This window comes from Vibrio artabrorum (assembly GCF_024347295.1).
Taxonomy (GTDB): Bacteria; Pseudomonadota; Gammaproteobacteria; order Enterobacterales; family Vibrionaceae; genus Vibrio; species Vibrio artabrorum.
This window is the reverse complement of the sequence record NZ_AP025458.1, coordinates 1,488,966-1,514,488: the sequence shown is the minus strand read 5'-3', so window position 1 is coordinate 1,514,488 and position 25,523 is coordinate 1,488,966. Positions and strand designations below refer to the sequence as shown.

24 protein-coding genes and 3 pseudogenes are annotated in these 25,523 nt (G+C 42.4%); 9 read left to right on the top strand and 18 right to left on the bottom strand.

Features of this window, described 5'->3' with window-relative positions:
- Positions 1-79: 79 nt before the first annotated feature.
- Entirely contained in the window at positions 80-814 is a 735-nt protein-coding gene (gene cobB, locus OCU36_RS06800; RefSeq protein ID WP_261839627.1) for a Sir2 family NAD+-dependent deacetylase, read from the top strand.
- A gap of 42 nt (positions 815-856) precedes the next feature.
- Here the strand turns inward: cobB and OCU36_RS06795 are convergent, their stop codons facing one another.
- The 6 genes from OCU36_RS06795 to potA form a co-directional block, all read right to left on the bottom strand.
- The gene (locus tag OCU36_RS06795) at positions 857-1,657 is read right to left on the bottom strand and encodes a GGDEF domain-containing protein (protein WP_261839626.1); all 801 of its coding nucleotides are present in this window, start codon (positions 1,655-1,657) and stop codon (positions 857-859) included.
- A 79-nt stretch (positions 1,658-1,736) separates the two neighbouring features.
- Positions 1,737-2,774: an extracellular solute-binding protein gene (locus OCU36_RS06790; RefSeq protein ID WP_261839625.1), complete on the bottom strand. Its 1,038-nt coding sequence runs from the start codon at positions 2,772-2,774 to the stop codon at positions 1,737-1,739.
- A gap of 179 nt (positions 2,775-2,953) precedes the next feature.
- A complete protein-coding gene (locus OCU36_RS06785) occupies positions 2,954-3,988 on the bottom strand; it encodes an extracellular solute-binding protein (protein WP_261839624.1) in 1,035 nt (344 codons plus the stop codon).
- A 147-nt stretch (positions 3,989-4,135) separates the two neighbouring features.
- A complete protein-coding gene (gene potC, locus OCU36_RS06780; RefSeq protein ID WP_004733706.1) occupies positions 4,136-4,906 on the bottom strand; it encodes a spermidine/putrescine ABC transporter permease PotC in 771 nt (256 codons plus the stop codon).
- Positions 4,906-5,763, bottom strand: coding sequence for a spermidine/putrescine ABC transporter permease PotB (potB, locus tag OCU36_RS06775; RefSeq protein WP_261839623.1), 858 nt, complete (start codon positions 5,761-5,763; stop codon positions 4,906-4,908). The genes potC and potB overlap by 1 nt, the downstream gene beginning before the upstream one ends.
- Positions 5,747-6,862 carry a spermidine/putrescine ABC transporter ATP-binding protein PotA gene (potA, locus tag OCU36_RS06770; protein ID WP_261839622.1) on the bottom strand — a complete coding sequence of 372 codons (1,116 nt, stop codon included), beginning with the start codon at positions 6,860-6,862 and terminating at the stop codon, positions 5,747-5,749. Before potA ends, potB begins: the two co-directional genes overlap by 17 nt.
- 329 nt (positions 6,863-7,191) lie before the next feature.
- On the opposite strand from potA, the gene OCU36_RS06765 reads away from it, so the two are divergent.
- The 5 genes and pseudogenes from OCU36_RS06765 (at position 7,192) to ttcA (ending at position 10,758) form a co-directional block, all read left to right on the top strand.
- On the top strand, positions 7,192-8,004 hold the full coding sequence (locus tag OCU36_RS06765) for a DUF2189 domain-containing protein (RefSeq protein ID WP_261839621.1): 813 nt from the start codon (positions 7,192-7,194) through the stop codon (positions 8,002-8,004).
- Positions 7,997-8,098: pseudogene (locus OCU36_RS20065) on the top strand (glucosaminidase domain-containing protein); the annotation flags it as partial. The gene OCU36_RS06765 and the pseudogene OCU36_RS20065, both read left to right, overlap by 8 nt.
- 18 nt (positions 8,099-8,116) lie before the next feature.
- Positions 8,117-8,797 (top strand): annotated as a pseudogene (locus tag OCU36_RS06760) (glucosaminidase domain-containing protein); the annotation flags it as partial.
- A gap of 119 nt (positions 8,798-8,916) precedes the next feature.
- The gene (locus tag OCU36_RS06755; RefSeq protein WP_261839619.1) at positions 8,917-9,564 is read left to right on the top strand and encodes a DUF2987 domain-containing protein; all 648 of its coding nucleotides are present in this window, start codon (positions 8,917-8,919) and stop codon (positions 9,562-9,564) included.
- A gap of 300 nt (positions 9,565-9,864) precedes the next feature.
- Positions 9,865-10,758: a tRNA 2-thiocytidine(32) synthetase TtcA gene (gene ttcA, locus OCU36_RS06750; RefSeq protein WP_261839618.1), complete on the top strand. Its 894-nt coding sequence runs from the start codon at positions 9,865-9,867 to the stop codon at positions 10,756-10,758.
- A 109-nt stretch (positions 10,759-10,867) separates the two neighbouring features.
- On the opposite strand, the gene uspE is transcribed toward ttcA, so the two are convergent.
- From uspE to ccoN, 10 genes are all read right to left on the bottom strand, one after another.
- Positions 10,868-11,818, bottom strand: coding sequence for a universal stress protein UspE (gene uspE, locus OCU36_RS06745; protein ID WP_261839617.1), 951 nt, complete (start codon positions 11,816-11,818; stop codon positions 10,868-10,870).
- A 132-nt stretch (positions 11,819-11,950) separates the two neighbouring features.
- The gene (locus tag OCU36_RS06740) at positions 11,951-12,697 is read right to left on the bottom strand and encodes an FNR family transcription factor (RefSeq protein ID WP_261839616.1); all 747 of its coding nucleotides are present in this window, start codon (positions 12,695-12,697) and stop codon (positions 11,951-11,953) included.
- Positions 12,698-12,783: 86 nt separating this feature from the next.
- On the bottom strand, positions 12,784-13,458 hold the full coding sequence (locus tag OCU36_RS06735) for a sulfite exporter TauE/SafE family protein (RefSeq protein ID WP_261839615.1): 675 nt from the start codon (positions 13,456-13,458) through the stop codon (positions 12,784-12,786).
- Complete coding sequence (ccoS, locus tag OCU36_RS06730; protein ID WP_261839614.1) at positions 13,448-13,684, bottom strand: cbb3-type cytochrome oxidase assembly protein CcoS; 237 nt, start codon at positions 13,682-13,684, stop codon at positions 13,448-13,450. The genes OCU36_RS06735 and ccoS overlap by 11 nt, the downstream gene beginning before the upstream one ends.
- A complete protein-coding gene (locus OCU36_RS06725; RefSeq protein WP_261839613.1) occupies positions 13,684-16,056 on the bottom strand; it encodes a heavy metal translocating P-type ATPase in 2,373 nt (790 codons plus the stop codon). The genes ccoS and OCU36_RS06725 overlap by 1 nt, the downstream gene beginning before the upstream one ends.
- A gap of 5 nt (positions 16,057-16,061) precedes the next feature.
- Positions 16,062-16,541: a FixH family protein gene (locus OCU36_RS06720; protein WP_261839612.1), complete on the bottom strand. Its 480-nt coding sequence runs from the start codon at positions 16,539-16,541 to the stop codon at positions 16,062-16,064.
- Positions 16,542-16,625: 84 nt separating this feature from the next.
- On the bottom strand, positions 16,626-17,600 hold the full coding sequence (ccoP, locus tag OCU36_RS06715) for a cytochrome-c oxidase, cbb3-type subunit III (RefSeq protein WP_261839611.1): 975 nt from the start codon (positions 17,598-17,600) through the stop codon (positions 16,626-16,628).
- A complete protein-coding gene (locus tag OCU36_RS06710; RefSeq protein ID WP_009846708.1) occupies positions 17,600-17,776 on the bottom strand; it encodes a CcoQ/FixQ family Cbb3-type cytochrome c oxidase assembly chaperone in 177 nt (58 codons plus the stop codon). Before OCU36_RS06710 ends, ccoP begins: the two co-directional genes overlap by 1 nt.
- A gap of 9 nt (positions 17,777-17,785) precedes the next feature.
- Positions 17,786-18,406: a cytochrome-c oxidase, cbb3-type subunit II gene (ccoO, locus tag OCU36_RS06705; RefSeq protein WP_261839610.1), complete on the bottom strand. Its 621-nt coding sequence runs from the start codon at positions 18,404-18,406 to the stop codon at positions 17,786-17,788.
- A gap of 11 nt (positions 18,407-18,417) precedes the next feature.
- Positions 18,418-19,851: a cytochrome-c oxidase, cbb3-type subunit I gene (gene ccoN, locus OCU36_RS06700; protein ID WP_261839609.1), complete on the bottom strand. Its 1,434-nt coding sequence runs from the start codon at positions 19,849-19,851 to the stop codon at positions 18,418-18,420.
- A 252-nt stretch (positions 19,852-20,103) separates the two neighbouring features.
- Between ccoN and OCU36_RS06695 the strand changes: the two genes are divergently transcribed.
- The 3 genes from OCU36_RS06695 to OCU36_RS06685 all read left to right on the top strand — a co-directional run bounded on the left by OCU36_RS06695 (position 20,104) and on the right by OCU36_RS06685 (position 23,492).
- The gene (locus OCU36_RS06695) at positions 20,104-20,469 is read left to right on the top strand and encodes a hypothetical protein (protein WP_261839608.1); all 366 of its coding nucleotides are present in this window, start codon (positions 20,104-20,106) and stop codon (positions 20,467-20,469) included.
- Between the two features lie 114 nt (positions 20,470-20,583).
- On the top strand, positions 20,584-21,768 hold the full coding sequence (locus OCU36_RS06690) for an FIST signal transduction protein (RefSeq protein ID WP_261839607.1): 1,185 nt from the start codon (positions 20,584-20,586) through the stop codon (positions 21,766-21,768).
- Positions 21,768-23,492 (top strand): ATP-binding protein, encoded by a 1,725-nt coding sequence (locus tag OCU36_RS06685; RefSeq protein WP_261839606.1) that lies wholly within the window; start codon positions 21,768-21,770, stop codon positions 23,490-23,492. Before OCU36_RS06690 ends, OCU36_RS06685 begins: the two co-directional genes overlap by 1 nt.
- A gap of 141 nt (positions 23,493-23,633) precedes the next feature.
- On the opposite strand, the pseudogene OCU36_RS06680 reads toward OCU36_RS06685, so the two are convergent.
- Positions 23,634-23,816, bottom strand: a pseudogene (locus OCU36_RS06680) (DUF3693 domain-containing protein); the annotation flags it as partial.
- 353 nt (positions 23,817-24,169) lie between these two features.
- Positions 24,170-25,390, bottom strand: coding sequence for a hypothetical protein (locus tag OCU36_RS06675; RefSeq protein ID WP_261839605.1), 1,221 nt, complete (start codon positions 25,388-25,390; stop codon positions 24,170-24,172).
- Between the last annotated feature and the right edge of the window lie 133 nt (positions 25,391-25,523).

Sequence of the window (25,523 nt, the reverse complement as noted above, 5' to 3'; positions counted from 1 at the left end):
ATGGTCTAATCCCTAAAACTATTGTTGGAATTTGAACAGTGCTAAGCTGTTCAAAGTGACATATTAAAAAGGACGTTTTATGCATTTTCCATATCGAAATATCGTAATTCTTACTGGCGCTGGCATCTCAGCGGAGTCGGGGATTCAAACATTCCGAGCACAAGACGGATTATGGGAAAACCATAAAATCGAAGATGTCGCGACACCGGAAGGCTTTAATAGGGATCCTGATTTGGTACAAGCATTTTACAACCAACGTCGTTCCAGTTTGCAAAGCGACGGCGTTCAGCCAAATTCTGCCCATAAAGCACTAGGAGAGCTTGAGGATAAGCTTGATGGTAACGTGACTATCATTACTCAAAACATCGACAACTTGCATGAGAGAGGCGGTAGCCACAACATTATTCATATGCATGGCGAACTTCTAAAAGCACGTTGCAGTGAGTCGAATCAGGTTGTCGACCATAAAGATGACATCGAAACCGGCGAGCTTTGCCATTGCTGCCAGATCCCAGCGCAAATGCGTCCACATATCGTTTGGTTTGGTGAAATGCCATTAAGAATGGGAGAGATCTACTCTGCATTAGAAGAAGCGGATCTGTTTATTTCGATTGGTACATCTGGGGTTGTTTATCCGGCCGCAGGGTTTGTGCATGATGCTAGGATGCATGGTGCACACACTATCGAGATCAACCTTGAACCCAGTGCGGTTGAGAGTGAGTTTGAGGAGAAGCGTTACGGAAAGGCGAGTATTGAAGTGCCGAAATTGGTGGGTGAACTGTTGTGCTCAGAGAAAGGCTCTTTGACGGTTTAATTAAGCAAAAATGCTTCTTAAGGCTACCAGATTGATAGAAGCTTAACCCTTTGCTGTAATAGGTCGTTGCGATTGTTTCATTTGATACATGGCTTTATCTGACTTATCGAGCGCCAAGTCAAAGTTCTCTTGGTTAGTGACTTCAATACCATAAGAAAAAGGAATATCCTCTCCATGGAGCCGACAATTGACTTGATTCACAAACTCCTCACCACGTCCAAGTTCAGCGGTTACAACGAATTCATCCCCTCCAACTCTAAATACCATTTCATCTCCCAATGCCGTTTGGCTTAAGGCTTGAGAAAAGCGAACAATCACTAAATCTCCTACTTGATGTCCTTTTTGGTCATTGACCTCTTTTAATCCATCCAAATCGAAATAGATGAGTTCGAATTCCTTCAGCTTAATGGCGTCAAATTTCTTACGGTTGTACAAACCTGTCAGCTCATCTTGCTTGCTCTGATCTTTTAATTTAGCGATCAGCTTCGTAATGCCGCAGGCAATAAGTAAGAATGAAATTTGTACGAGACCATCTTCTAGAAAAGTATCGAGTAATTCGTGTCTATCCGACCATTCGTCGAACTGTTTTAGCTCAGTGAAAACATCATAAATGAGGTTCGCAATCAGCAGTAATACGCCATAGTGAAGGGATTTATAGGGGCGAATAGCGCGGTGGGTTACACAGTAAATATACATGGCAATCACGAGCGTATTCGTTTCGAATAATAGGTCGTAATTAGAGTCTATCGGGATAAATGAGCTCAAACCGAGCATTAAAAGTGATGCTACAAGCATAAGAGTGGCAACTAATAATATCGGATTCACTAACATGTTTAAGCACATTCCATGTCATTTTATGTTGCTTCTATTTTATCGAAGAATAAAGCGGCTTGCGCCGCTTTATTCTTCGATTCGCAACCATTTAGTTATTTACTTTGAGTTTTTGGAAGTACTCATCATAAAGGACACTCGCTTCACCAACTTCATCTTGCCAAACGCCATTATCCATCACCGATTGCGGTGGGAAAACGTTCTTATCTTCGGCGAAGGCTTTCGGTAAAAGAGGGTAAGCGGTTTTAACTGGTGTCGGGTAACCGATTTCTAGCGCAATCTTAGCTGCATTTTCTGGGCGAAGAAGGAAATCGATCATCTTATGAGCAGCTTCAATGTTCTTAGCCCCTGTTGGAATCGCTAAGCTGTCCATCCAGAAGATAGCGCCTTTCTCTGGCCAAATGATATCGATCGCGGCACCTTCTTGGCGTGCCATGTAAGCCGATCCATTCCAAAGCATACCAAGAGATACTTCACCTGCTAGGTAGGGATTTGCTGGGAAATCTGAGTTAAAAACCAATACATTTGGCATTAATTTGCGAAGTTCTTCGTACGCTTCTTTGATTTCTTCAGGGTTCGTTGTGTTGGGAGAGTAACCCAGTTTAGACAGTGCGATATGGAAAACCTCACGAGAATCATCCATCATCATCAGTTGACCTTCCCACTGTGTATCCCACAGATCGCCCCAGTTTTTAACTGAAGATTTGTCTAGCATGTCTGAGTTGATGCCAATACCCGTTGCGCCCCAAATGTATGGGATAGAGTATTCGTTATTTGGGTCAAAGGGCTTGTCTAAGTAATTAGGGTCCAAATCTGCAAAGTGACTTAGCTTCGTTTTATCAATTTTTTGAAGCATGCCTTCTTTGCGCATCTTAGAAACGAAGTAAGTCGAAGGAACCACTAAGTCGTAACCCGTACCTTGAGTTTTCAACTTAGCATACATGCTTTCGTTAGACTCATAAGTCGAGTAATAGACTTTAATACCCGTTTCTTTGGTGAAGTTTTCAAGTACTTCATTTGGAATATATTCAGACCAGTTGTAAAAATACAATTCTTGGTCAGCTGCGAAAGAGGGGATCGAAAGTAAAGTAGCAGCACACAATGCGCCGGTATACAGTGTTTTTTTCATTACTGTTCCGTTCATTTGTTTGATTTGGAGCTGGGTAGTGAACCCAAAGTAAAAGGATTTCTAAAAATCGCGCTAGATTATAGCAGCCAAATGACAAAATAGGCAGCCTAAGCTGCCTATTGATTAATATTATTGAACTTAACTCGTTGAAGATTGGATAAACAACATTATGCTGTTGTTTACTGACCCGCTTTGAGTTTCATGAAATAATCTTCATACTTCACGGTTTTATCGCCAACTGCCGCTTGCCATTCAACACGGTCAAGGTCTTCTTGCGAAGGAAACAGAGCAGGGCTGTCTTTGAACTTCTCGTTAGAAGCTTTAACTGCTGTTAGGTAACCGGTGTCACGAGAGATTTGCTCGGCGATTTCTGGGCGAAGTAGGAAGTCGATCATCTGATGGGCCGCTTCTACGTTTACTGCGCCAGAACTAATCGCAAAGTTATCTACCCAACCGATACCGCCTTCTTTAGGGAAAACCAGTTTAATCGGTAGCCCTTCGTTTTGCGCAGCAGCAGCAGAACCGTTCCACAGCATACCAAGACCTACTTCACCTGACATGTATGGCGCACCTGGATTGTCTGAATTAAATACGAGGACGTTCGGCATTAGCTTTTGTAGCTCAGCGTACGCTTCGTCGATCTCTTTCTCGTTTGTTGTGTTGCCAGAGTAACCTAACTTACGTAGTGCGATGTGGAACACTTCACGCGTGTCGTCCATCATCATCAGTTGACCTTCAAGCTCAGGCTTCCATAAATCGGCCCAGCTTTGGAAATCTTCTGGATCGTACATGTCAGTGTTAACAGCAAGACCTGTTATCGCAACGACATGTGGAATCGAATAATCGTTGTTAGGGTCGTACGGCTTGTCTAGATAGTTAGTATCTAGATTCTTGAAGTTGTGCAGCTTCGTTTTGTCGATCTTTTGTAGCATACCTTCGTCGCGCATCTTAGATACGAAGTAAGTCGACGGCACAACTAGGTCATAGCCTTTGTTGTGTGTTTTTAGCTTTGCGTACAAGGTTTCATTCGACTCGTAAGTCGAGTAAATCACCTTAATACCAGTTTCATCCGTGAACTGTTCTAGAATCTCACTGTTGATGTAAGGTCCCCAGTTCATGAATACCAATTCTTTGTTATCTTTTGCAAATGACGGTGCAGATAACATTGAAAGCGCACATGCACTACCAGCTAATAGAGTAGCCCATTTTTTCATTGACGTTAGCTCCAAACTAAACGTTGCCCGAAGGCAGTAGATAGAAAAACAGAATGGCAATTTACCATTCTGTTTATGATTAACACTTTTTTGAACTTGAAGTATCTTAACTTCTTATCAAGCTTGTCTCTGTATAGAGTAGTGGACTTACTTGATTTTTTCTCTCGCTAATAACTGAGAAATGATCACCAGTATTAACGACACCACTAACATCACTGTTGCTAGGGCGTTTACCTCAGGAGAGATACCCACTTTAACCATTGAGTAAATCTTCAAAGGTAAGATTTCATACGTTGGGCCGGTTACGAAAGAGCTGATGATCACATCATCTAAAGATAGCGTGAAGCTCAATAACCAACCTGCAGCAACCGCTGGTTTAGCAAGAGGTAGAATGATTTGCTTTAGAATCGTCCATTCACTTGCCCCTAAGTCTTTTGCGGCTTCTAGCATCTTCACATCAAAGCCATTCAAGCGACTGTATACCGTTACTACAACAAACGGTAGACAGAAGGTAATGTGAGCAGCAAGTAGGGTAAAGAACCCAAGTTGCACACCCATTACCAAGAATAGCGCAAGAAGCGAAATCGCCATTACGATATCGGGAGACATCATTACGATGAACAGCATGCCATTTACGATGCCTTTACCTTTGAATTGGTAACGGAATAGGGCTACTGCTGTAAGGCTCCCGACAATCGTTGCGGCTGTTGCAGAGAACACGGCTACGTTGATCGAGTGCCACGCAGCCTGCATTAGGCTGTCGTTGTTAATAAGCGCGTCATACCATTTAGTGGTGAAGCCACCCCATTTCATACCAAATTTATTGGCATTAAAGGAGTTCGCGATCAATACGATAATAGGTAGGTATAGAAAGGCGTATACCAGCGCCATAAAGCTGAACTTAACTGTGCGACCCATTAGTCTAGCTCCACTTTTTTGTTCAATAGCTTACCAGCTCGGTAGTAGGCAAACAGCATTACAGCCATGGCTATGGTCAGTGCGATACTGGTTGCTGCACCAAACGGCCAATCTCGAGCGTTGAGCACCTGGCTCTTAATCACGTTACCAATTAATAGGTTCTTAGCTCCGCCTAATAGGTCTGAGATATAGAACATACCTAACGCAGGCAGTAGTACTAACAAACAGCCGCCGATAATGCCCGGCATGGTTAGTGGCAGGACGACTTTCAAAAGCGTTTGCAGTTTGTTCGCACCTAAATCTTTAGCCGCTTCTAAGTACGTATCGTCCAGTTTTTCAATCGCTGAAAACAGCGGCAGAATCATAAACGGCAGTAGGATGTACACTAAACCGATCATTACTGCGGTTTCTGAGTACATGATACGTAGCGGTTTATCAATGATATCTAGCGCTAACAAGCTTTTGTTTAAGACACCCTGAGTACCCAGTACAATTTTCAATCCGTATGTACGAATCAAAGAGTTAGTCCAAAATGGCACAATCACTAGGAACAACATAATTGGACGCCACTTCGCAGGCATTTTTGCCACGATGTAAGCGAACGGATAGCCAATAATTAAACACAATAGGGTTGCGACAATTGCCATATAGAAAGAGTGCATCAACACTTTAAAATACAGCGGGTCAGCCAAACGCATGTAGTTATCGAGAGTGAAGGTCATCTCGATCAAGTTCGCTTCATCACGAGTTAAGAAACTAGTACCGATGATCATGATGTTTGGAATCATCACGAACAGCACTAGCCAACCTGTGATTAGAGCAACAATTGCGTTTTGTAAATTAAACTTTTTGCTCATCTTCTAATACCACTTCCCAGCTCTCAACCCAAGTTACTGCAACTTTTTGGCCCAGTGAGTGATCAACATCAGGGTCATCTTCGTTGAAGAATTCGCTAACCATGACACGCATACCAGATTCAAGTTCTACGACTGAGTCTAATGTCATGCCTTTATAGGTTCGCTCGACAATGTGGCCAACAATACCGCATTGCTCAGATTCTTTGATTTCTTCGATACGAAGATCTTCAGGGCGAAGCAATACTTGCAGTTTTTGACCCGGTTTTACGTCTTTATCGTAATAGATAATCGACTCTTCACCTTCGATTGTCGCAACAATGCGTTTTTCATCTTGACGAAATTTCGCTGTCGCTTCGAATACGTTAATTTCACCAATGAAGCGCGCCACAAATAAGTTTTTAGGCTCTTCGTAGATCTCTCTTGGTGTTCCATCTTGTTCAATCACGCCATCACGCATAACAATAATACGGTCAGACATAGACAGCGCTTCTTCTTGGTCATGCGTGACAAAAATAAACGTAATCCCAAGTTGGCGTTGCAGTTGTTTCAGCTCGATTTGCATCTGTTTACGTAGTTTGTAATCAAGAGCAGATAGAGACTCATCCAACAAAAGAACTTTTGGCTTATTAACGACAGCTCGCGCAATGGCGATACGTTGCTGTTGGCCACCAGATAGCTGATGTGGTTTGCGTTGTGCCATTTGTGTTAGGCGCACCATTTTCAACGCGTCCATTACACGAGGTTCAATTTCGCTGCTTGGAACTTTCTGCATGCGTAAGCCAAATGCCACATTGTCGAAAACGGTCATATGCGGGAATAGGGCATAGCTTTGGAATACAGTGTTGACATGCCTTTGTTCAGCAGGAACTTGGGTTACGTTTTGTTCCGCTAATAGTATTTGACCACTATCGGCAGTTTCAAAACCCGCAATCATTCTGAGTACCGTCGTTTTACCACAACCTGATGGACCTAAGATCGTGAGAAACTCTCCATGATTTACATTTAGATCAAGATTGCCGATGACTTCTTTACCATCGAAACTTTTACTAATGCCAGCAAGCTGTACGACTGGCTTTCCTACTGATTTTTTAGCGTTCAACGTCTGTTTTTCTCCACCTTGGTTCTTTTTGAGACCTGTTGCTATACACTTTTAAGGCGCGCATCATAATCACCAAAAACGTGAATTCAAAGCATTTTTTGTCATTACCAGACAAAAAATTTTGCAGGTAAAAGTAAACATCCTTTACCATAATAGTATTTATTGAGCTTACTCTCATATAACTGCCTAATTATTAACCATTAAGATGCAAAAGCAAGCTTTGTTAGAGATTCATATTTTAGTTTGTATCCGACATATGCGTATAATGAAGGCAATTTTTTATCAATAAGTTAGGTGGCTGAGTTTAACTAGTACACCTAGGTATCAATATGAACAACGACATAGAAAAAGATTTTAATTTGGGCGGTAGCATCAACCGTGCACTTTCTGGCGATTATGAGCTAAAAGCAACGGCTGTATTCCAAGAGGCTTGGAAACATACGATAAATCACTTTCTTTCGTTTTCGCCTGCGATTGTTGCTCTAATGTTCTTGCAAGTGGCTATTTTTTATATTGCTTTAAAACTGCAGCTTGGCGATCCGGCTATTATTTTAGATGCTGTTATCGATCCTGACTCCTTTACCCCTCAGGTCGTTGACTCGATTTTCATTGCTAACTTCAGTTACGAAGTTGTCAGCGCTCCGATATACGCAGGTATCAGCTTAATGGCAATGAGCCATGCTGCGGGTTTACGAACAAAAGTTCGACATATGGCGAAGGGGTTACAGTTCACGGTTCCTGTCATTTTGGTTACTTTGTTTAGTTTAACCCTACAAGGCATTGCGGGGATGATTTTACCGTTTCTATCGATATACTTCTCACTAGCGTTTAGTCAATCAATCCTGCTAATTTGTGATAAGAAAGTACCGCCAATGCAATCATTGCTCCTCTCTTTAAGGGCTGTAAATAAGAAGATATTCGTGATCGCATCTATTTACTTAATCGTTATGCTGATGTTTATCGTTGCGGCGATGATGTATGGCATTGGTCTAATCTTCGTTCTTCCATTCTTTTTCCACGTGAAAGGCATCCTCTATCGTGAAATGTTTGGTATTAAAATGAAACTGATTGCATCAGACCGTCCCAAAAACGATGACAATAATGATGACAACAACAAAAATACACAGGTGTTCGATGCATAATCATGATCAAGCAAGTGCCAGAAAATCACTGGCTCTTAAAGTAATCGCGCTGGCGATCGTTGGTACTATCTCATTGGTTGGCCCATATCTTTATAAGAAAATGAGCGACAGTGGTTTTTCTTCAAACGCCCCCGATTTTCGTGCCATTGAAGATGTAAAAGAGAAAAAAGAGGCGTTCTTTTCATTTTTACGTCCGAGTGTTAACAATGAAAACACCCGTATTGTCAAAGAGCGTGCGCTGCTGACCCAAGTTGCAGGATCGGGGTTGAGTAACGTGAACTCTAAAGATACAGCGTCTCTTAAAAGGTTAGGGGAATCATACAACTTACCAGTACCGCCTACTGGTATGGATGATGGTTGGTTAACTGAAATGCTCAACCGCGTTAATGTACTTCCAGAAGCATTAGTACTGACGCAGGCCGCTAATGAATCGGCTTGGGGCACTTCTCGCTTTGCTATCAAAGCTAATAACTACTTCGGTCATTGGTGTTACACAAAAGGTTGTGGCCTTGTGCCATCACAACGCAATGAGGGCAGCTTTCATGAAGTTGCTAAATTCTCCTCTAGCCAAGAGTCTGTGCATCGTTACTTCATGAACCTCAACCGAAACGAGGCATATGCTGGTTTAAGAGTAATCCGTGCGAAACTTTCTGCTCAAGGTAAAGATTTGTTGACCACGGAAACCGCTACAGAGCTGACTAATGGTTTGTTGAAATACTCTGAACGAGGTTCTGACTATGTGACTGATTTACAAGCTATGATCCGTCACAACAAGGTATACTGGAAAAAGTAACTCTCTCTGTTAAACGTTGGATGGCCGCATAGCCGATGAAGCCATTAGCATTGAAAAAAGAGCAGCTCATTGGCTGCTCTTTTTATTTATAAACACTATATTTCAACAAGATTGCAATCATGAAAAAGACCGTACTCGCTTTATTTGCTTCATTAAGCCTTGGGATATCCTTGCCCATCGCGGCCCAAGAATACATGTTCACGTATTCTAAGCTGTATACACAACTTAAAAATAACGTTAAAGAAGGGCACGATGATGTCAAAGTTGCGATTTTTTTTGTTGATCAACGGGCTCAAGAAATCTGTCATATCAGCAAAGCCTGGATGGAAAAAGAAGAGCATTATGAAGCACTAAAAGTATCACCGGCCCATGAACTCTTGCTACCTGTCGATCAAAACTTACGCTCAGCTAACCCTCTGATCTTTGTGCAAACACAAGAGCAAGAGTGCGCCTACTCTTTGGTTGTGATGACTCAAACACCATTAGTCGGTAAAGTCGAAAACGCTCAAATCAAAAAATTATTACCACAGATGCAAGCGATGCTGGAAGATGTAAGCGGTATGTTTTCTCGCTGGTTTACGCCGGATGTTGAAGGTTTAACCCTAGAATTTTCTGACAAGCTTGAAGGGACTATCGAGCTCTCTAATGGTAAAAAAATTCCAATTAAACAAGGGCGATCTAGATTTACTCTAGCGGAGTTAGACGGAAGTAGCATTACGCTCCCTCAAGCAACGCTGCGGGTTCTTCCATATATTCCAGGGAAATAGCTCCAACATTCACTCGCAATCGGTTAGCCTTCATCAAAATGGGAAAAGCAGAGCTATCAAAGGCGCTGCTTTTCATTTTTAGATTTACAATCCGTTTATTTCAGCAACGAATGTTCCACTCCAGTACTCTTTTCTACCTGTTTATTGAGTTATCCCATGATATCGCGGAATCTTTCTAACTCTCAGCTTGTTTATCCAACCGTTGCTATTTCAACCTGAAATAAAAATACGTATAATCCTCGCCCTTAAACAGTCCCACTAGCAATCGACAGTCGATAATACGACGGTGTGAGAGTCGCAATGAACCAAAACGATAATAGAAAAGAAACACTTGAATTCAACAAACTTCAGAAGCGCCTGAGAAGAAATGTTGGAAATGCCATCATTGACTACAACATGATCGAGGAAAATGATGTAGTAATGGCATGTATCAGTGGTGGTAAAGATTCATTTGCGATGCTCGATATTTTGTTGCGTTTGCGTGAAGCTGCACCAATCAAATTTGATGTTGTCGCCGTAAATCTGGACCAAAAACAGCCAGGGTTCCCTGAACATATTCTGCCAGAGTATTTTGAAACGTTGAACATTCCTTACTACATTGTGGACAAGGATACCTATTCCGTTGTGAAAGAAAAAATACCCGAAGGTAAAACGACCTGCGGTCTATGTTCTCGTTTACGTCGTGGGACTTTGTACTCATTCGCAGAGAAGATTGGCGCAACTAAGATCGCTCTTGGTCACCACCTTGATGACATCGTTGAGACCATGTTCCTGAACATGTTCCACGGAGCACGTTTAAAGGCAATGCCACCGAAGCTACGCTCTGATGATGGTCGTAACGTGGTGATTCGTCCCCTGACTTACTGTCGTGAAACTGACCTAATCAAATACGCTGAACACAAAGAGTTCCCAATTATCCCTTGTAATTTATGTGGCTCTCAAGAGAACCTACAGCGTCAGAACATTAAAGCGATGCTGATTGATTGGGATAAGAAAACCCCTGGTCGAGTTGAAAAGATCTTCAAGTCAATTCAGAACGTAAGTCCAAGCCAACTGGCTGACCGTGAGTTGTTTGATTTCGTCAACCTTCCGCTCGACCGTAGTGAAGAGCGCAAAGCGTACGAATTCGAAGAAGCTGAAATTTCATCTTCAAATATTGATGAGTCAATGTTCATCGACGTGACCAATATTTAGTAAGATATCCGCCACTCGGTATATAGAGAACGAGAGAAAAAAACGCCTCAAGCAATGCGAGAGGCGTTTTTTATGACTTAAACGGGTTGCGGGCTTAGACTATGCCGACTTAACCTTTCGAAAGATTTGGATCGAGAGGGCTAACATAGCCCGACGGTTTAATCGCAAGAACATCACAGTTAATCTTATCGATCACGTGTTCGGCAGTGTTACCAATAAACACAGCCGATAACCCTGTGCGGCCCGTTGTGCCAAGAATCACCATGGCTGCGCTTTTCTCGTGCGCCACCTGAGGAATGACATCTTCCGGTAAACCTTGTTCAACCACAGTTTGCTCTTCACACATCCCGTGCTTTTGGCGCAGTGCTTTCATCGCAGTCAAATGGTGTCCGCGAACCGCGTCGGTGTATGACGTTGGGTCAAATTCGGGTAACTCGATTGTTATATTCGCGGGCGTTACTGGATAAGCATTGACTAAAAATGCCTCAGCATCAAGACGCCCTGTGATCTCAAGCAGTCTGTCGACGATCGTGTCGTTTAACTCTAAATGAGCGTCAGTCTCTGATCCAACATGAACCGAAGCTAGTATCTTCGCATCATCGGGCCAAAAATCATTTTTCACTAATAGGACTGGGCTAGGGCACTTTCTCAACAAATGCCAATCTGTAGGAGTGAAAATCACTGACTCTAACGTATCGTGTTTGCGTGTCCCTTTGATTAATATGTCATGACCACTACTAAAAACTTCAGCAATAATGGCTTCATAAGGACGATTATGCCAAACCACTTGAACATTGAATTCTATTGAATCGTCAATGTACGGCTCTGCGATTTTATTCATCCAGATTTCACGTTGGTGAATGACGCCTTTTCGCATTGCATCTCTCTCGTCGACAGAGAGCATCGATGTCATCTCATACGAGAAATCGTAAATCGACAAAAAGAAGGTAACGTGGCTTGTTGAAGTGCTTTTCTTGGCGAGTTGGATTGCACGAGCTAGAGCAGGTTGCTCATCATGATTGATGTCAGCGACAACTAAAATTTTATTATAGATACTCATAACTAAGCCTACTTTTTATATCGAAGATATCAATAATGTAGCGTAGTTATGGAAAGATTAAGAGAAATATAGGAGGTTTTAGGAGAGAAATATGATGTAGCTCATTATTGAACTACATCATTGATATCTAAACTATTCTTTTGAAACGCCAGCCAGTTCCATCAACGCATCATGATCTTCGATCGTGATGTATTTACCTTTAACGCTCAAGATGTTTGATTTTTGAAAGCGGCCTAAAAGACGGCTAATGGTTTCAACGGTAAGACCTAAGTAGTTACCAATATCACCACGAGTCATCGTTAAGCGAAACTCTCTAGGGCTAAAGCCACGTTGAGAGAAGCGAGTCGAAAGGTTGTAAAGGAATGCGGCAAGACGTTCTTCTGCATTCTTCTTAGAAAGAAGCAGAATCATTTCTTGGTCACCTTTAATTTCATTACTCATCAGGCGCATAATTTGCTGACGCAATTTAGGCATTTTTCCTGATAGATCATCAAGAATTTCGTAAGGTATTTCACAAACCATCGAAGTTTCTAGAGCTTGAGCAAAACTAGGGTGTAAGTCACCTGTAATTGCATCAAAACCAACAAGATCACCCGCTAGGTGGAATGCTGTGATCTGCTCATCACCTTGCTCAGTAATCGTATAACTTTTGATCGTGCCAGAGCGAATAGCGTACAGCGACTTTAGCTCATCGCCAGCTTTGAATAGCTCTTGGCCTTTTTGAATAGGTTTCTTTCTCTCAATGATCTGATCAAGTTGATCGAGTTCAGATTCATTCAAAGTAAATGGGATACAGAGCTGGCTAATACTACAATCCTGGCAGTGGATTGCACAGCCGCCAGACTGAACTCGTTTCGTCACAGGCTTTTCAGAAATCATAACAATCTTTCACTATTTGATATACGTCAATATTTTAGCATTCCTTCATCGTGTTGGGTAGTAAAAAAACCGCATTAAAAGAACACTCATACGGTATAAATAATGAGCTGTATTGCCGTATACCCGGTATAGAAACCGTAAATCAGGATGAAAATTGCACCTAATTGGCGAAATAAGTCAGTTTGTTGCAGTTTCTTGAGGAAATTAGCGCCTACGCCAACCGTCAACATAGCCGGAAGAGTACCAAGGCCGAATGCAAGCATAATTCCGGCACCATTATACCAACTTCCCGATACGGCTGCCCACGTTAGCATCGAATATACGAGGCCACATGGTAACCAGCCCCAAATGAAGCCAAAGGGTAATGCGTGGCTTGGGTGCTTCAATGGCAAAAATGACTTTCCAAGTGGAGCGATATAAGCCCACAGTTTTTGCCCGACCTTTTCAAAAAACAACAAGCCGAACCACCACTTACCAATATACAATCCCAAGACGATCATGAAGGTGGCTGCGAACAAACGCAGCCAAGCTAACAGAGTATTAAAATCGCTGAGCTGCCCAATGGAAGAGATGACACCACCAATCAGGCCGCCGATCACAGCGTAGCTTAATAAACGGCCGACATTATAAAGTAGCGGGGTGACAAAAGTAGGTTTCGTGTTGCCAATCGAAAGAAGCGATGCAATACCACCACACATTCCCATGCAGTGGCCTGCGCCGATCAATCCAACAACAAAGGCTCCGATCCAATCAGGCGTCATCGTTATTTTTGTCTACGTGAGTTTGGCTTTCGCTGTTAGCTTTCCCATTCTTGACAGGTTTGCTATCCGAATGGTTGTGAGCCTTTTCGTCTTCATCAAACAGAATGTTGTGACCTTGACGTTCTAGGTCTTCAAACTGTTCGCTCTTCACCGCCCATAGAAAAATACCAACAGCGATGCACACCAGTACAATCGCAATGGGGATCAGGATGTATAAACTTTCCATTATTTACCTTGCTCTTTTAAAAGCCTTAACGAGTTAGACACAACAATAATAGAGCTGGCAGACATCCCAACAACGGCAATGTATGGAGCAACCAAACCGGCGACAGCCAATGGAAGGATAAGTAAGTTATATCCTAATGACCAGGCTAGGTTTTCACGGATTATCTTACGCGTTTTTAATGCCAAAGTACGCGACTTAAGTAATCTATCGAGCTTATCACCCAGTAACACCATATCCGCAGAGGCTTTCGCCACATCGGTACCGCCACCCATAGCGACTGAAAGGTGGGCACCCGCAAGAATAGGGGCATCGTTAATACCATCGCCAACCATCATGGTAATGTCACTTGCATCTCGAGAGTTCAGGTAAGCAAGTTTATCTTCAGGTTTCGCGTTAGCAACAATATCAGTAATACCGATCTCTTCTGCAACAGGTTTCGCGTTAATCAAAGAATCGCCAGTCAGCAGAGTCGTTTTAATTCCCGCTTCTTTAAATTGCTTAATAAACTCGATGCTTTCTTTGCGAATGGGATCTTCATAAGTGAACGTCGCGATATGACGATCCGACATCGACAAGTAAATACCGTTACTTTCCGATGGTTGAGCTTCACCTAGAATGAATTGACTACTACCAATCGCAACTTTTTGGCCATTCCACTCACCAGTGATGCCTGAACCAATCACGTTATTAACTGACTCGACTTCGATCTCATCAGAAATATGTGTTTTAAACGCTTTAGCGATAGGGTGGTTAGCATGTTGCTCTAAGCTCGCCGCTACTTTGAGGCAGATGTCTTTATCAAGTTCAGCAAAAGTTTCCACTTGGCTGATACGAATATCACCTTCAGTCAATGTGCCCGTTTTATCGATGATCAAGTGATTCACCTTGCACAAGGTTTCGAATACGTGGCCTTTGCGCAGCAAGATACCGAAGTTACCCATGCGAGAAGTCGAACAAGTTATCGCCGTCGGTGTTGCCAGTGACAGAGCACAAGGACACGTCGCTACCAATACCGAAAGCATGATCCAGAAAGCGTCTTCTGGACGAGTTTGGTGCCAATAGAACCAAGTACCGAATGAGATGACTAAGATCACTGCGACAAAGTATCGAGCCACAACATCGGCTATTTCTGCAATACGCGGTTTCGACAATTGCGCTTCATCTTGCAGGCGAACGATATGAGAAATCACTGAATCGGCTTTTGATGTCATGACTTCCAATTCAAACGACTCGTCTCCATTCAATGTGCCAGCGAAGACCGCATTGCCTTCGTTTTTGACTACATGGATAGACTCGCCAGTCAGCATCGATTCATCGATATGAACTCTGCCAGACAAGACTTTGCCATCTGCAGGAATGTGTTCACCCGGAAGTACGCGAATTTGATCGCCAACTTTTAAGGTTTTTACCGGAACTTGTTCACCCTCTAGCGTTGTAGCCATAGCAGGAACCAGCTTAAGCAGATTACCACTGGCGGCGGCGGCTTTACGACGAGCACGCATTTCAAGAAAGCGACCAAGCAAAAGAAAAAAGGTGAACATCGAGATTGATTCAAAGAACACTTCGCCTTGCTCTGTCACTGTTGCCACCAAGCTGGCAACGTAAGCAAATAAGAGAGCTATCGACACGGGTACGTCCATTCCCAAGGTTCGACCTTTGATGCTGCGCCACGCATTGATGTAGAAAGGCAATGCCGAGTAGAGTAGAACTGGTGTTGCAAAAATTAAACTCACCCAGCGGAAATAGCTTTTGAATTCAGGTTCAAGGTTGCCAAACACTTCAAGATAAAGTGCTACAGCTAGCATCATCACTTGCATTGTCGCTAAACCAGCAACACCAAGACGATAAAGGTAGTTTTTCATCGAACGATGGTAAGCCGCTTCTTGTTGGTCCGCTTCGAACGGTGCTGCTTTGTAACCAAGGGTATGGATTGCTGACAATAACTCACTGAGTTTAACTTGCGTGTTATCCCAGCTAAGCAGGGCACGGTTAGTGGTGGTATTAACTCGAATGCTGCCCACCCCTCGTTTTGACGAGACTCGCTTCTCAATAAGCCACGCACAAGCGGCACAAGAGACGCCTTCTAGTGACAATGTCACTTCAGACGTGTTTTCAGAATTACGAACGAACTCAAGTTGGACATCTTCGTTGTCATAATGACTGAGTGCCAGAAGTTGTTCTGGTACTAAATCCGCTTTCTCCGCCGGAGCAGTACGGTATTGGTAATAAGATACCAAGCCACTATCAACGATGGTCTGAGCTACCGTCTCGCAGCCAGGACAACACATCTGACGAGTCGCACCTAAGATCTCTACCTTAAAATCTGTTTCCGCTGGTACATCTTCACCGCAGTGATAACAGGATTTACACATAAATTTTAATTCGTTAGTTGAGTTGGTGTATTAATTGGAAAGTTCATTCTGCCTTGTAATAACCATTCAGAATCATGTGGGGAAAGCTCAATAAACCATGGACCTTGCATCTCATGGTCCAAAGTTAGGGTGTAATTGCCTGTCGCATCGGCGGTAAGCATCTGAGTAAAATCGCGATCAGGAAGTGTGCGGTGTACGAACATTGCGTTAATTGCAGGGAAGTGTTCAAGCTTGCCTTTATTGAGAGTAATGATAACAGAATTGCCTCTCTCGTTAATGGCTGCGGATAGCCCCAGTTCTTTTGAAATATTTACTTTTGAAATGTCGACATTAATACCTTTTCCTTTTTTATAGTAATCCTCAGTGACTAAGTCGACAGAGTTTTGTGAGAATACAATCACCGTTAAGATCGTCCAGATCACGACTGTCGCTGGCAGCGCGATTAAGAACCACGGCCAAAACTGTTTATACCAAGGCTTTACCATAAAAAAAATCTCAAAAAAGAATAAGAAGAAGGCGTTATAAATTAAAGGAAAGACAACCTCTAGAAAGAGGCTGTCTTTTGTTTGTTACTCATCGTCCGAGTTACTTAGGCTCCATACATATGATGCGACTAATTGAACTTTGTCTTCGCCTAGAATGTCTTTCCAAGCGGGCATGACACCAGAGCGCCCATTCATGACTGTTTCAGTCACATCCGCACGAGAATCACCGAATAACCAGTTACGGTCTGTTAGATCGGGGGCACCTACAGCAGGGTTACCCTTACCGTCAGTACCGTGACACGCAGCACACACAACGAAGCGTGCTTTACCCGCTTCCGCCTCTCGTGCATTCACACTACGACCTGAAAGGCTAAGTGTGTAGCTAACCACTTCTTTAACGCCTTGCTCACCTAACGCATCTTTCCATGCTGGCATTTGGCCGATACGACCGTGCATGAGTGTCGTGACAATCGCTTGCGGTTCCCCTCCATATAGCCATGCATTATCAGTAAGGTTAGGAAAACCTTTCTGACCTCGGGCGTCAGAGCCATGGCACTGAGAACAGTTTTGCAGGAATAAACGCTGACCCACTTTTATTGCATCTGCATCTGATGCGATATCAGGAACAGAACGCAAACCATTCTCGTCATAAGCCAACTTTCTGAATGCTTCACCAAAGTAGGTGTCTGCATCATCAAGCTCTTTCGCGTATGCATCTAGCTGTTTGTTTGCTTGTGCGGCTGCGATTGCAGATCGAGACTCTTCAATGTTACGAACGTCTTGGTTTGAACTTGTCCAACCCAGTAAGCCTTTAAAATTACCAAGACCTGGGTATAGAGCAAGGTAAACCGCCGCAAATACAATGGTGCTAATGAAAAGATATGTCCACCACTTTGGAAGGGGGTTATTAAGCTCACGAATACCGTCGTATTCATGGCCCATATCCTGACCTTCTTCTACGCCAGTTCGATCTTTAAAACACCAACGAAGTAGGACCACACAACCAATTAGGGTACCAATCGTAATCGCACTAACCCAGATACTCCAGAATGTACTCATTACTTTGTCACTCCTTGATTTTTAGAACTTGTTGCAGGCTCATCGTCTGCAAACACAAGGTTCGCATCTTCGTCGAAACGTGATTTACGATTCTTGCCATATGCCCACCAAACGATGCCAATGAAGCAAGCAAAAACAGTCACAGTCCAAACACTTTGAAATGTAATAATGTCCATAATTATTCCTTATTTCATTGCGTGGCCAAGCGATTGAAGGTACGCGATGATTGCATCCATCTCTGTTTTTCCTTCAACATCTTGTTTCGCGTTAGCAATTTGTTCATCTGTGTAAGGCACACCAAATTGATTACGGAAGAGTTCAAGCTTCTGTTGAGTCAATTTGCCATCAAGTACGTTCTCAGCAAGCCATGGAAAACCAGGCATGTTGGATTCGGGAACCAGTTCACGAGGGTCGATAAGGTGAACCCGGTGCCACTCATCAGAGTAACGTTCACCAACACGCGCCAGATCTGGGCCTGTACGCTTAGAACCCCATAGGAATGGGTGCTCCCAAACACTTTCGCCAGCGACAGAGTAGTGACCGTAACGTTCAGTTTCAGAGCGGAAAGGACGAATCATTTGGCTGTGACATACGTTACAACCTTCGCGGATATAAACATCACGACCTTCCATTTCCAGAGCAGAGTAAACGCGTAAATTATCTACAGGTTCCGTAGTCTGTTTTTGGAAAATAAGAGGGGTAATTTCGACCAAAGCACCAAAACTGATCGCGATAACGATCAAGATTGCGAGTAGGCCAACATTCTTCTCTACTAACTCATGGCGATTATTTGAATTTGAGCTCATTCTCAATCTCCTTAAGCCGGTTGAGGGATAGCTTTGAGGCTATCTTGTGGTGCTGAAATCGTTTTGTACGTATTGTATGCCATTAAGAACATACCGAGTAGGAAGATACCTCCCCCTAAGAAACGGACAAAGTAGAACGGGTAAGACGCTTCAACAGATTCAACAAAACTGTACGTCAATGTTCCATCAGAATTGACTGCACGCCACATCAAGCCTTGCATTACACCTGATATCCACATAGCAACAATGTAAAAAACCGTACCAATCGTTGCTAACCAGAAGTGCACGTTGATTAGGGATACAGAATACATACGTTCTTGACCAAACAATTTAGGTACCAAGTGGTAAATAGAACCAATTGAAACCATTGCAACCCAACCTAACGCACCAGAGTGAACGTGACCAATTGTCCAATCCGTGTAGTGAGACAGTGCGTTAACGGTTTTAATTGCCATCATCGGACCTTCGAAAGTCGACATACCGTAAAATGATAAAGAGACGATTAAAAAACGTAAGATAGGATCGTAACGAAGTTTGTGCCATGCACCAGACAGGGTCATAATTCCGTTGATCATGCCACCCCAAGAAGGAGCAAACAGAACCAATGACATCACCATACCGAGAGACTGTGTCCAGTCTGGAAGTGCCGTGTAATGTAGGTGGTGAGGGCCAGCCCAAATATAAAGAGAGACAAGAGCCCAGAAGTGAACGATAGACAAACGGTAAGAGTAAACGGGGCGACCAGCTTGTTTAGGTACGAAATAGTACATCATACCAAGGAAACCAGCTGTCAATAGGAAGCCTACCGCATTGTGTCCGTACCACCATTGCACCATTGCATCAATCGCACCGGAATAAATCGAGTACGACTTAAACGCAGAGACTGGAACAGCTAAGCTGTTAACGATGTGCAACACAGCAACTGTGATGATGAAGGCTCCGAAGAACCAGTTTGCGACGTATATGTGTGATGTCTTACGTTTAATCATGGTTCCGAAGAACACGATCGCATAAGCTACCCATACAAGAGTAATCGCAATATCGATTGGCCATTCTAGTTCTGCGTACTCTTTACCCGAGGTCAAGCCTAACGGTAAAGTTATTGCAGCGGATAGGATAATCGCTTGCCAACCCCAAAAGGTAAAGGCTACGAGAGGACCACCGAAGAGACGCGTTTGACAGGTACGTTGCACAACATAATATGATGTTGCAAACAGCGCACTTGTACCGAACGCAAAAATAACCGCATTAGTATGCAGGGGACGTAAACGACTGTACGTCAGCCACGGCGTATCAAAGTTTAGCTGTGGCCAAACTAATTGAGCGGCAATCAAAACACCAACGCCCATACCGACAATTCCCCACAGAATGGTAACTAGGGTAAATTGACGGACGACCGTATAGTTGTAGTTTTGTTCAAGCTGCTTTTCTTGGCTCATTTGCATGCTTCCAATTTCTTATTTACTACACTTTACTTCCAACACGACTCACGTCGTAATGCCACCCAAATTAGAAAAGGAAATTCAACCTATTCAGGGCGTTATTTCCACTTGCTGATTTTAAAAAAAAGTGGCATTTTCAACGCAACACTATACGTGAATTAACAAATCAATGACAGAGTAGTAACCTTACGCATGGTCAGGAATTGATTTTTTATTTAAAAACTTTGAACTTTGTTACAAGGAATCGAGATAAAAATGGCGGCACAAAAGCTAACAAAAGCAAGGCTTGTTCAAATAATCATCATGTTGGCTGTCTTGATAACAGCATTTATTTGGAGAACGATAAACCATGAGAATAACGAAACAATAAAGTGCATAGTTTCAAAGCCTTGTGAAATTGGAACTGATAAGCATAGCATTTTGATTTTGGACAATGACTTGGGGTATTCCATTAAAGCGTCGGAAATAGGGGCATTCTCTATTGGCTATAATGGCAACGGTATTTTGGAAGAAAAAGAACCATCGAATTGGCTATTGCAAACGAGCGATAAGACACCGTCAATGCTTGTTACATTTACACAACAGGCAGTTACATTTAATGTGAAAATCTTTCAAGAGTGACCGTTCAAAATGTTAGTAGCTCCTCGATTATTTCGATGGAAAAATACCGGGATTAGTGAAACATAGTGCTTATAAGTGTTATAAAGAGACTATGAGTAAATTTTTCAAGATTCTATGAAATTTCTATCAAAAGTATCTTATTCCTTAGATGATAAGATAGCCGTTAAAGAGTTGCTCAGCGAGGCAGAAAAACTCGAGGATATTGCTTGTCTTATTTGTTATTGCACAGAAGAGTACTCGACACTCGCTGTGCAGAAATATTTGGTGGATGCACTTCCTAACACTCCGATACATGGTTGTACCACTTGTCACGGTATTATGACTGAAACTGGGTTTCATTCTGGTCCAGTGATTGGGGTTCTCATCATTTATGACTCGGGGATCAACGCTTACGGTACAGGAATTGAACACTTTGCAGACTCTATAGACCGAAGTACCTTCTGTGCTATCGATAAAGCACTCAAGAACGCTAACCGAGAAGGTGAAATCCCAGATCTTATCCTTCTTCATTCCACGCCAGGCAATGAAGAGAAGGTAATGGCAGCCATCGACAGGAAATTCGGTACTGAAGTGCCTATTATTGGTGGCAGCGCTGCAGATAATCAGGTGTCTGGGAATTGGAGCATTTTTACCGAAGATTCGCTGTCTATCAATGGAATATCATTAACAGTATTATTTTCTTCTCAGTCTATTTACTCATCTTTTAGTGCAGGTCATACACCTACACGTTACTCAGGTACCGTGACCAAAGTAAGAAACCGAATATTGTTGGAGATAGACCACAGGCCAGCTGTCACCGTTTATAACGAATGGACGAATTTTCACTTAGGTGGCAGTGATGACGGTTATATATTTGAAAAGTCCTCTGTCTATCCACTGGGTAGGAAAGTCGGCTCTTCATACGACTATCCATATTTCAAATTATCCCACTCAATCAGAGAAACCGAGTGTGACGGGATCGAACTCTTCACCGATATAAATGAAGGCGACACCATCTATTTAATGCAGGGATCTAAGCAACAACTGATCAGCCGAGCGGCTAATATCATTCATTCAGGTAACTACAACGATATGGCTCTTGAAGAGAAACTAGGCGCAATTAATATATTTTGTGCAGGACCAATGCTAACGCTTAAACAAGACATGGATGAAGTCTGTAGGCAGATAAACCACGCTCTTAATGGTCTTCCGTATATTTGCCCATTTACTTTTGGTGAGCAAGGGAGACTATCTGGTGGTGAGAATGCGCATGGCAATTTAATGGTGTCATCTGCAACGTTCTATAGGTTAAAAATGTAATGGGTTCTCAAGGTCAAGAAGCACTACAAGAAGCTCGTATTGAACTGCAAAAATCAAAATCGCGCGAACGAAAATTAGCCGAAGAGAATAGGGTTATTTTATCAACTATCTCGGCAATCAGTAAGGCGAGTAACATATCTGAGATATTCTCAAGCCTTGAATTAGTATTAAGGAAGTACATTAAATTTGACGACTTTATTGTCGTATCAAGGGGAGGAAAAGAAGGTAAATTCAAAACTCTATTGACCAATAACAAAGTCTTTGAACTGGTTGATTGGACGGATTGTGGTAAATTATCACGGGTCATAAATGGTGAATGCGCCATTCTTTTTGAACCAAGATCTTTGGGTGAATTCAATTCTTTGCATCCGATAATTCTCGATCAAATCAATTCAGTACTAATTACAGGTATTAATAGCGGATTAACACAATCTGTTATCATTTTTATTCATTCCAACCCCAAACATTTTAGTATCGAAACCAAAGCGACCTTAAACCGTTTTCGCCCACTCATTGAGAGAGCAATTTTTGATATTGAAAACAAGGAAAAGCTTGAAGCCACTGTCCGAGAACGTACGGCAGAACTAGTTACAGCCAGAAAAGAGGCTGAAAGAGCGAATAGGGCAAAGTCTGAATTCTTAGCGATGATGAGCCATGAATTAAGAACACCACTGAACGCAATAATCGGCTTGATAGAAACGCTAAACTCCACCCAGTTAAATCAAGAACAGTGCACAATACTGTTTAATATGAGTACATCGTCTGAACTTTTGTTAGCGATCATCAGTGACGTACTGGATTTCTCAAAAATCGAATCAGGATGCTTTTCGCTGACACCTCAATGGAGCAACGTAAGAGACACTGTAACTTTTGTTATTTCTGAACAAAAGAAGGCTGCTGACAATAAAGGGTTGGCACTAATGGTAACCAGCGACATCTCTGGAGGTGAACTTCATTACATCGATCCAAGCCGCTTAGCTCAAATTTTATTTAACCTGATCGGTAACGCGATTAAGTTTACTGAGCATGGACATGTTCATGTTTCTATTCAATCCCAAGCGAGCTCGTTTTATATCTCAGTAGAAGACACTGGGATTGGCATCAATTCGCAGCAACGTTCGTCGTTGTTCAGTCCATTCGTGCAAGCTGATAGTACAATCACACGTAGATTTGGTGGTACTGGTTTGGGCTTGGCGATAACCAAGCGACTGGTAGAACTGATGAATGGACGCATATCGGTAGAGAGTGAGCCAGGAAAAGGATCGAAATTCGAGGTACAGTTACCGATTCTTACTCGAGTAACGAACAATCTAGCTCACGATGAAGAGAAAAGCTCCTCAAGAGAACTCAGAAACTGCTATTCAGTTTTAGTTGTCGAAGACAACCCAACGAATCAAATGGTGATTAAGCTCATATTAACACGACAAGGCCATAACGTTTTCATTGTCAGTAATGGTGAAGAAGCCATTAACTTTATTGAAAGAGACAAGGACCCAATCGACATTATCTTGATGGATGTGTCTATGCCAGTTATGGATGGTTTAACGACAACTAAATACATAAGAGAGTTAAACATCAAAACTCCAATTGTCGCACTAACAGCACACACATCAAGAGAAGATCGACTTTCGTGTTTGGCCGTAGGAATGAATGATTTCGTGACTAAGCCAGTAAGAACGCAAGAAATAACAGAAGCGATTAATAGATTAATGCTTAAGATCTAATAAACATATTCTTAATCGAAGATTAGGAAATATGTTTATTAGGTATTTTATGGTAAATAGCCTAAGTGTTAAATACAATCTTAACTCGGTAAAGGCAGGGTATTACATATAAGGTCAAACACTATAAACCTCAGATACAATTTAACATAATATACATAATACGCACTGAGGTAGTGCTTTATTTGGAGTGGCTGCCATCAACACTAATCCTGTACAAGTCATTGAAATCGCGTTTAATCCTAGCCCGTTGTACTTTTTTGCAATGTGTGCCCACATCTGCTTAATCTCTGGATTTTCGTTGCGGTCAGCGTGACAACTAAACACTTTAATCCATAGAATCCATTGAATGTGGTTCTGTGTTGAAGTCTGAACATGTTAGCTTCTTTCGTTACCCAGAATTTCCAGTCGCGTCGTGCCTCTCTCTGCATCACTAGTCAGTAGAGATCGACTTTGAATTACTTGTTCGTGAGTTTGTTTTGGCCAATGAACGGTTTATGAAAATTTGCCCCACGGACAGTGTTTCTGACGCGAGCTATGCTGTTCAGGATTCGACTTGCGTTGAGTCTAACTATAGAATCTCGCTCTAAAGTCTTTATTAAAATGACGATTATAAGTGACAGTGCAACAAAATAGTTATCATGTTCGTTAAGCGTGTTGTGCTCTGCATCTATTGTTTTCTACATCATCGTAGTCAACTTGCCTGGCACTCTACTTCGAAGTTTCGATACCGTCGGAGTGGATATTTGTACAGTCGAGAACCAGTACGGGATATGTTTAACATTAAAAAGGCCGCTGTTATCTAACGCTTCAAATATCGAGAATTTTCTACCTTGAGCGAGCGCTGTGCCATAAACCGTTCGTTCAAGTGCAGGAATATCATTGATTTCTTCAAAAAGAGCCAGTTTTATATACTGATTACTCGGCGTCCAATCTATAAATTCGATAAGCCTTTCCAGTAACTTAAGCTCCAATTGCTCTACCATGGCTTCAAGGAACTTGGTGTTTGGAAGAACTTCTGTACAAGCATAATATTCATCATGTCTGTCACTGGCATCTCGATATCCGAGCATAGTTTTAACCAATGCATCTTCAAACGTTGAAGTAAAGTGGTTACAAATCAGAAATAAAGGCAGCACTCTTAACACTCCGAGAAGGATCCCAACATCAGGATTTTTAACTGTTGTCTCTTCAAGTCGAATACGTGTGGCATTGGCTGTGACGACTAAATGTTGCCAAACTTTAGGCGTGATATGCTTGATGTTATTGTCATTCCACTTAATCAATTGCTGGCTCATGAGTAACGGAAATAGTAAGCGGCAATTATCTATGCCTATCTGTCGAGCAGCCACTTTAGGATCTAAGACTATCTTGGATTTCTTACCGTATTTTTCAGTGAACTCACGGTTGGAAACAAATTCATTTAAGCTCATGCTCAATGTTCTGCTTTTTGCTGATATTTCATGGAGTTTAGGAAAGCTTAAGGATGGAGAATAAGCCACACTCGCAAATTGATTATAATCGGGTAAATGTGTGAACAACGAGCTAATTAAGGTTCCTTGAAGCTTTGCAAGCATAAGCTCAGATGCGGTATTGCTGACATCATCGATGACGTAGCGCAATGTTTGCTGTTTCGCGGCCACTTTTTCGCGGCGAGCATTAACTCTATCCTGTTCACAACGCAATAAAATACGTTGATTGTAAGAGACTCGATCAGACTCATCAAATATGACGCTATCACAATACCGATTTTCTAAACTCAGTAACGAGTCGACTGTTGACTGGTCAAGCTTATACTCCGATGAGATGAGCCATCGGCTGAAACGAGCTTCAACATTGATAGAGACCTTTCTCGATATCTCAATCACCTCAGCCGAATGATTCCTACTATCTAACAACAACCTCAACGTCTCCTTAACCAAAAATATTCTTGCCTACATGTTTTGTCTTTATAATAAACGTTATATTAATAGAAGTTAGAGATGGGTTCACGAAATTGTTTTAATGAAATCAGAAGCTACAAGTTATAGTGCT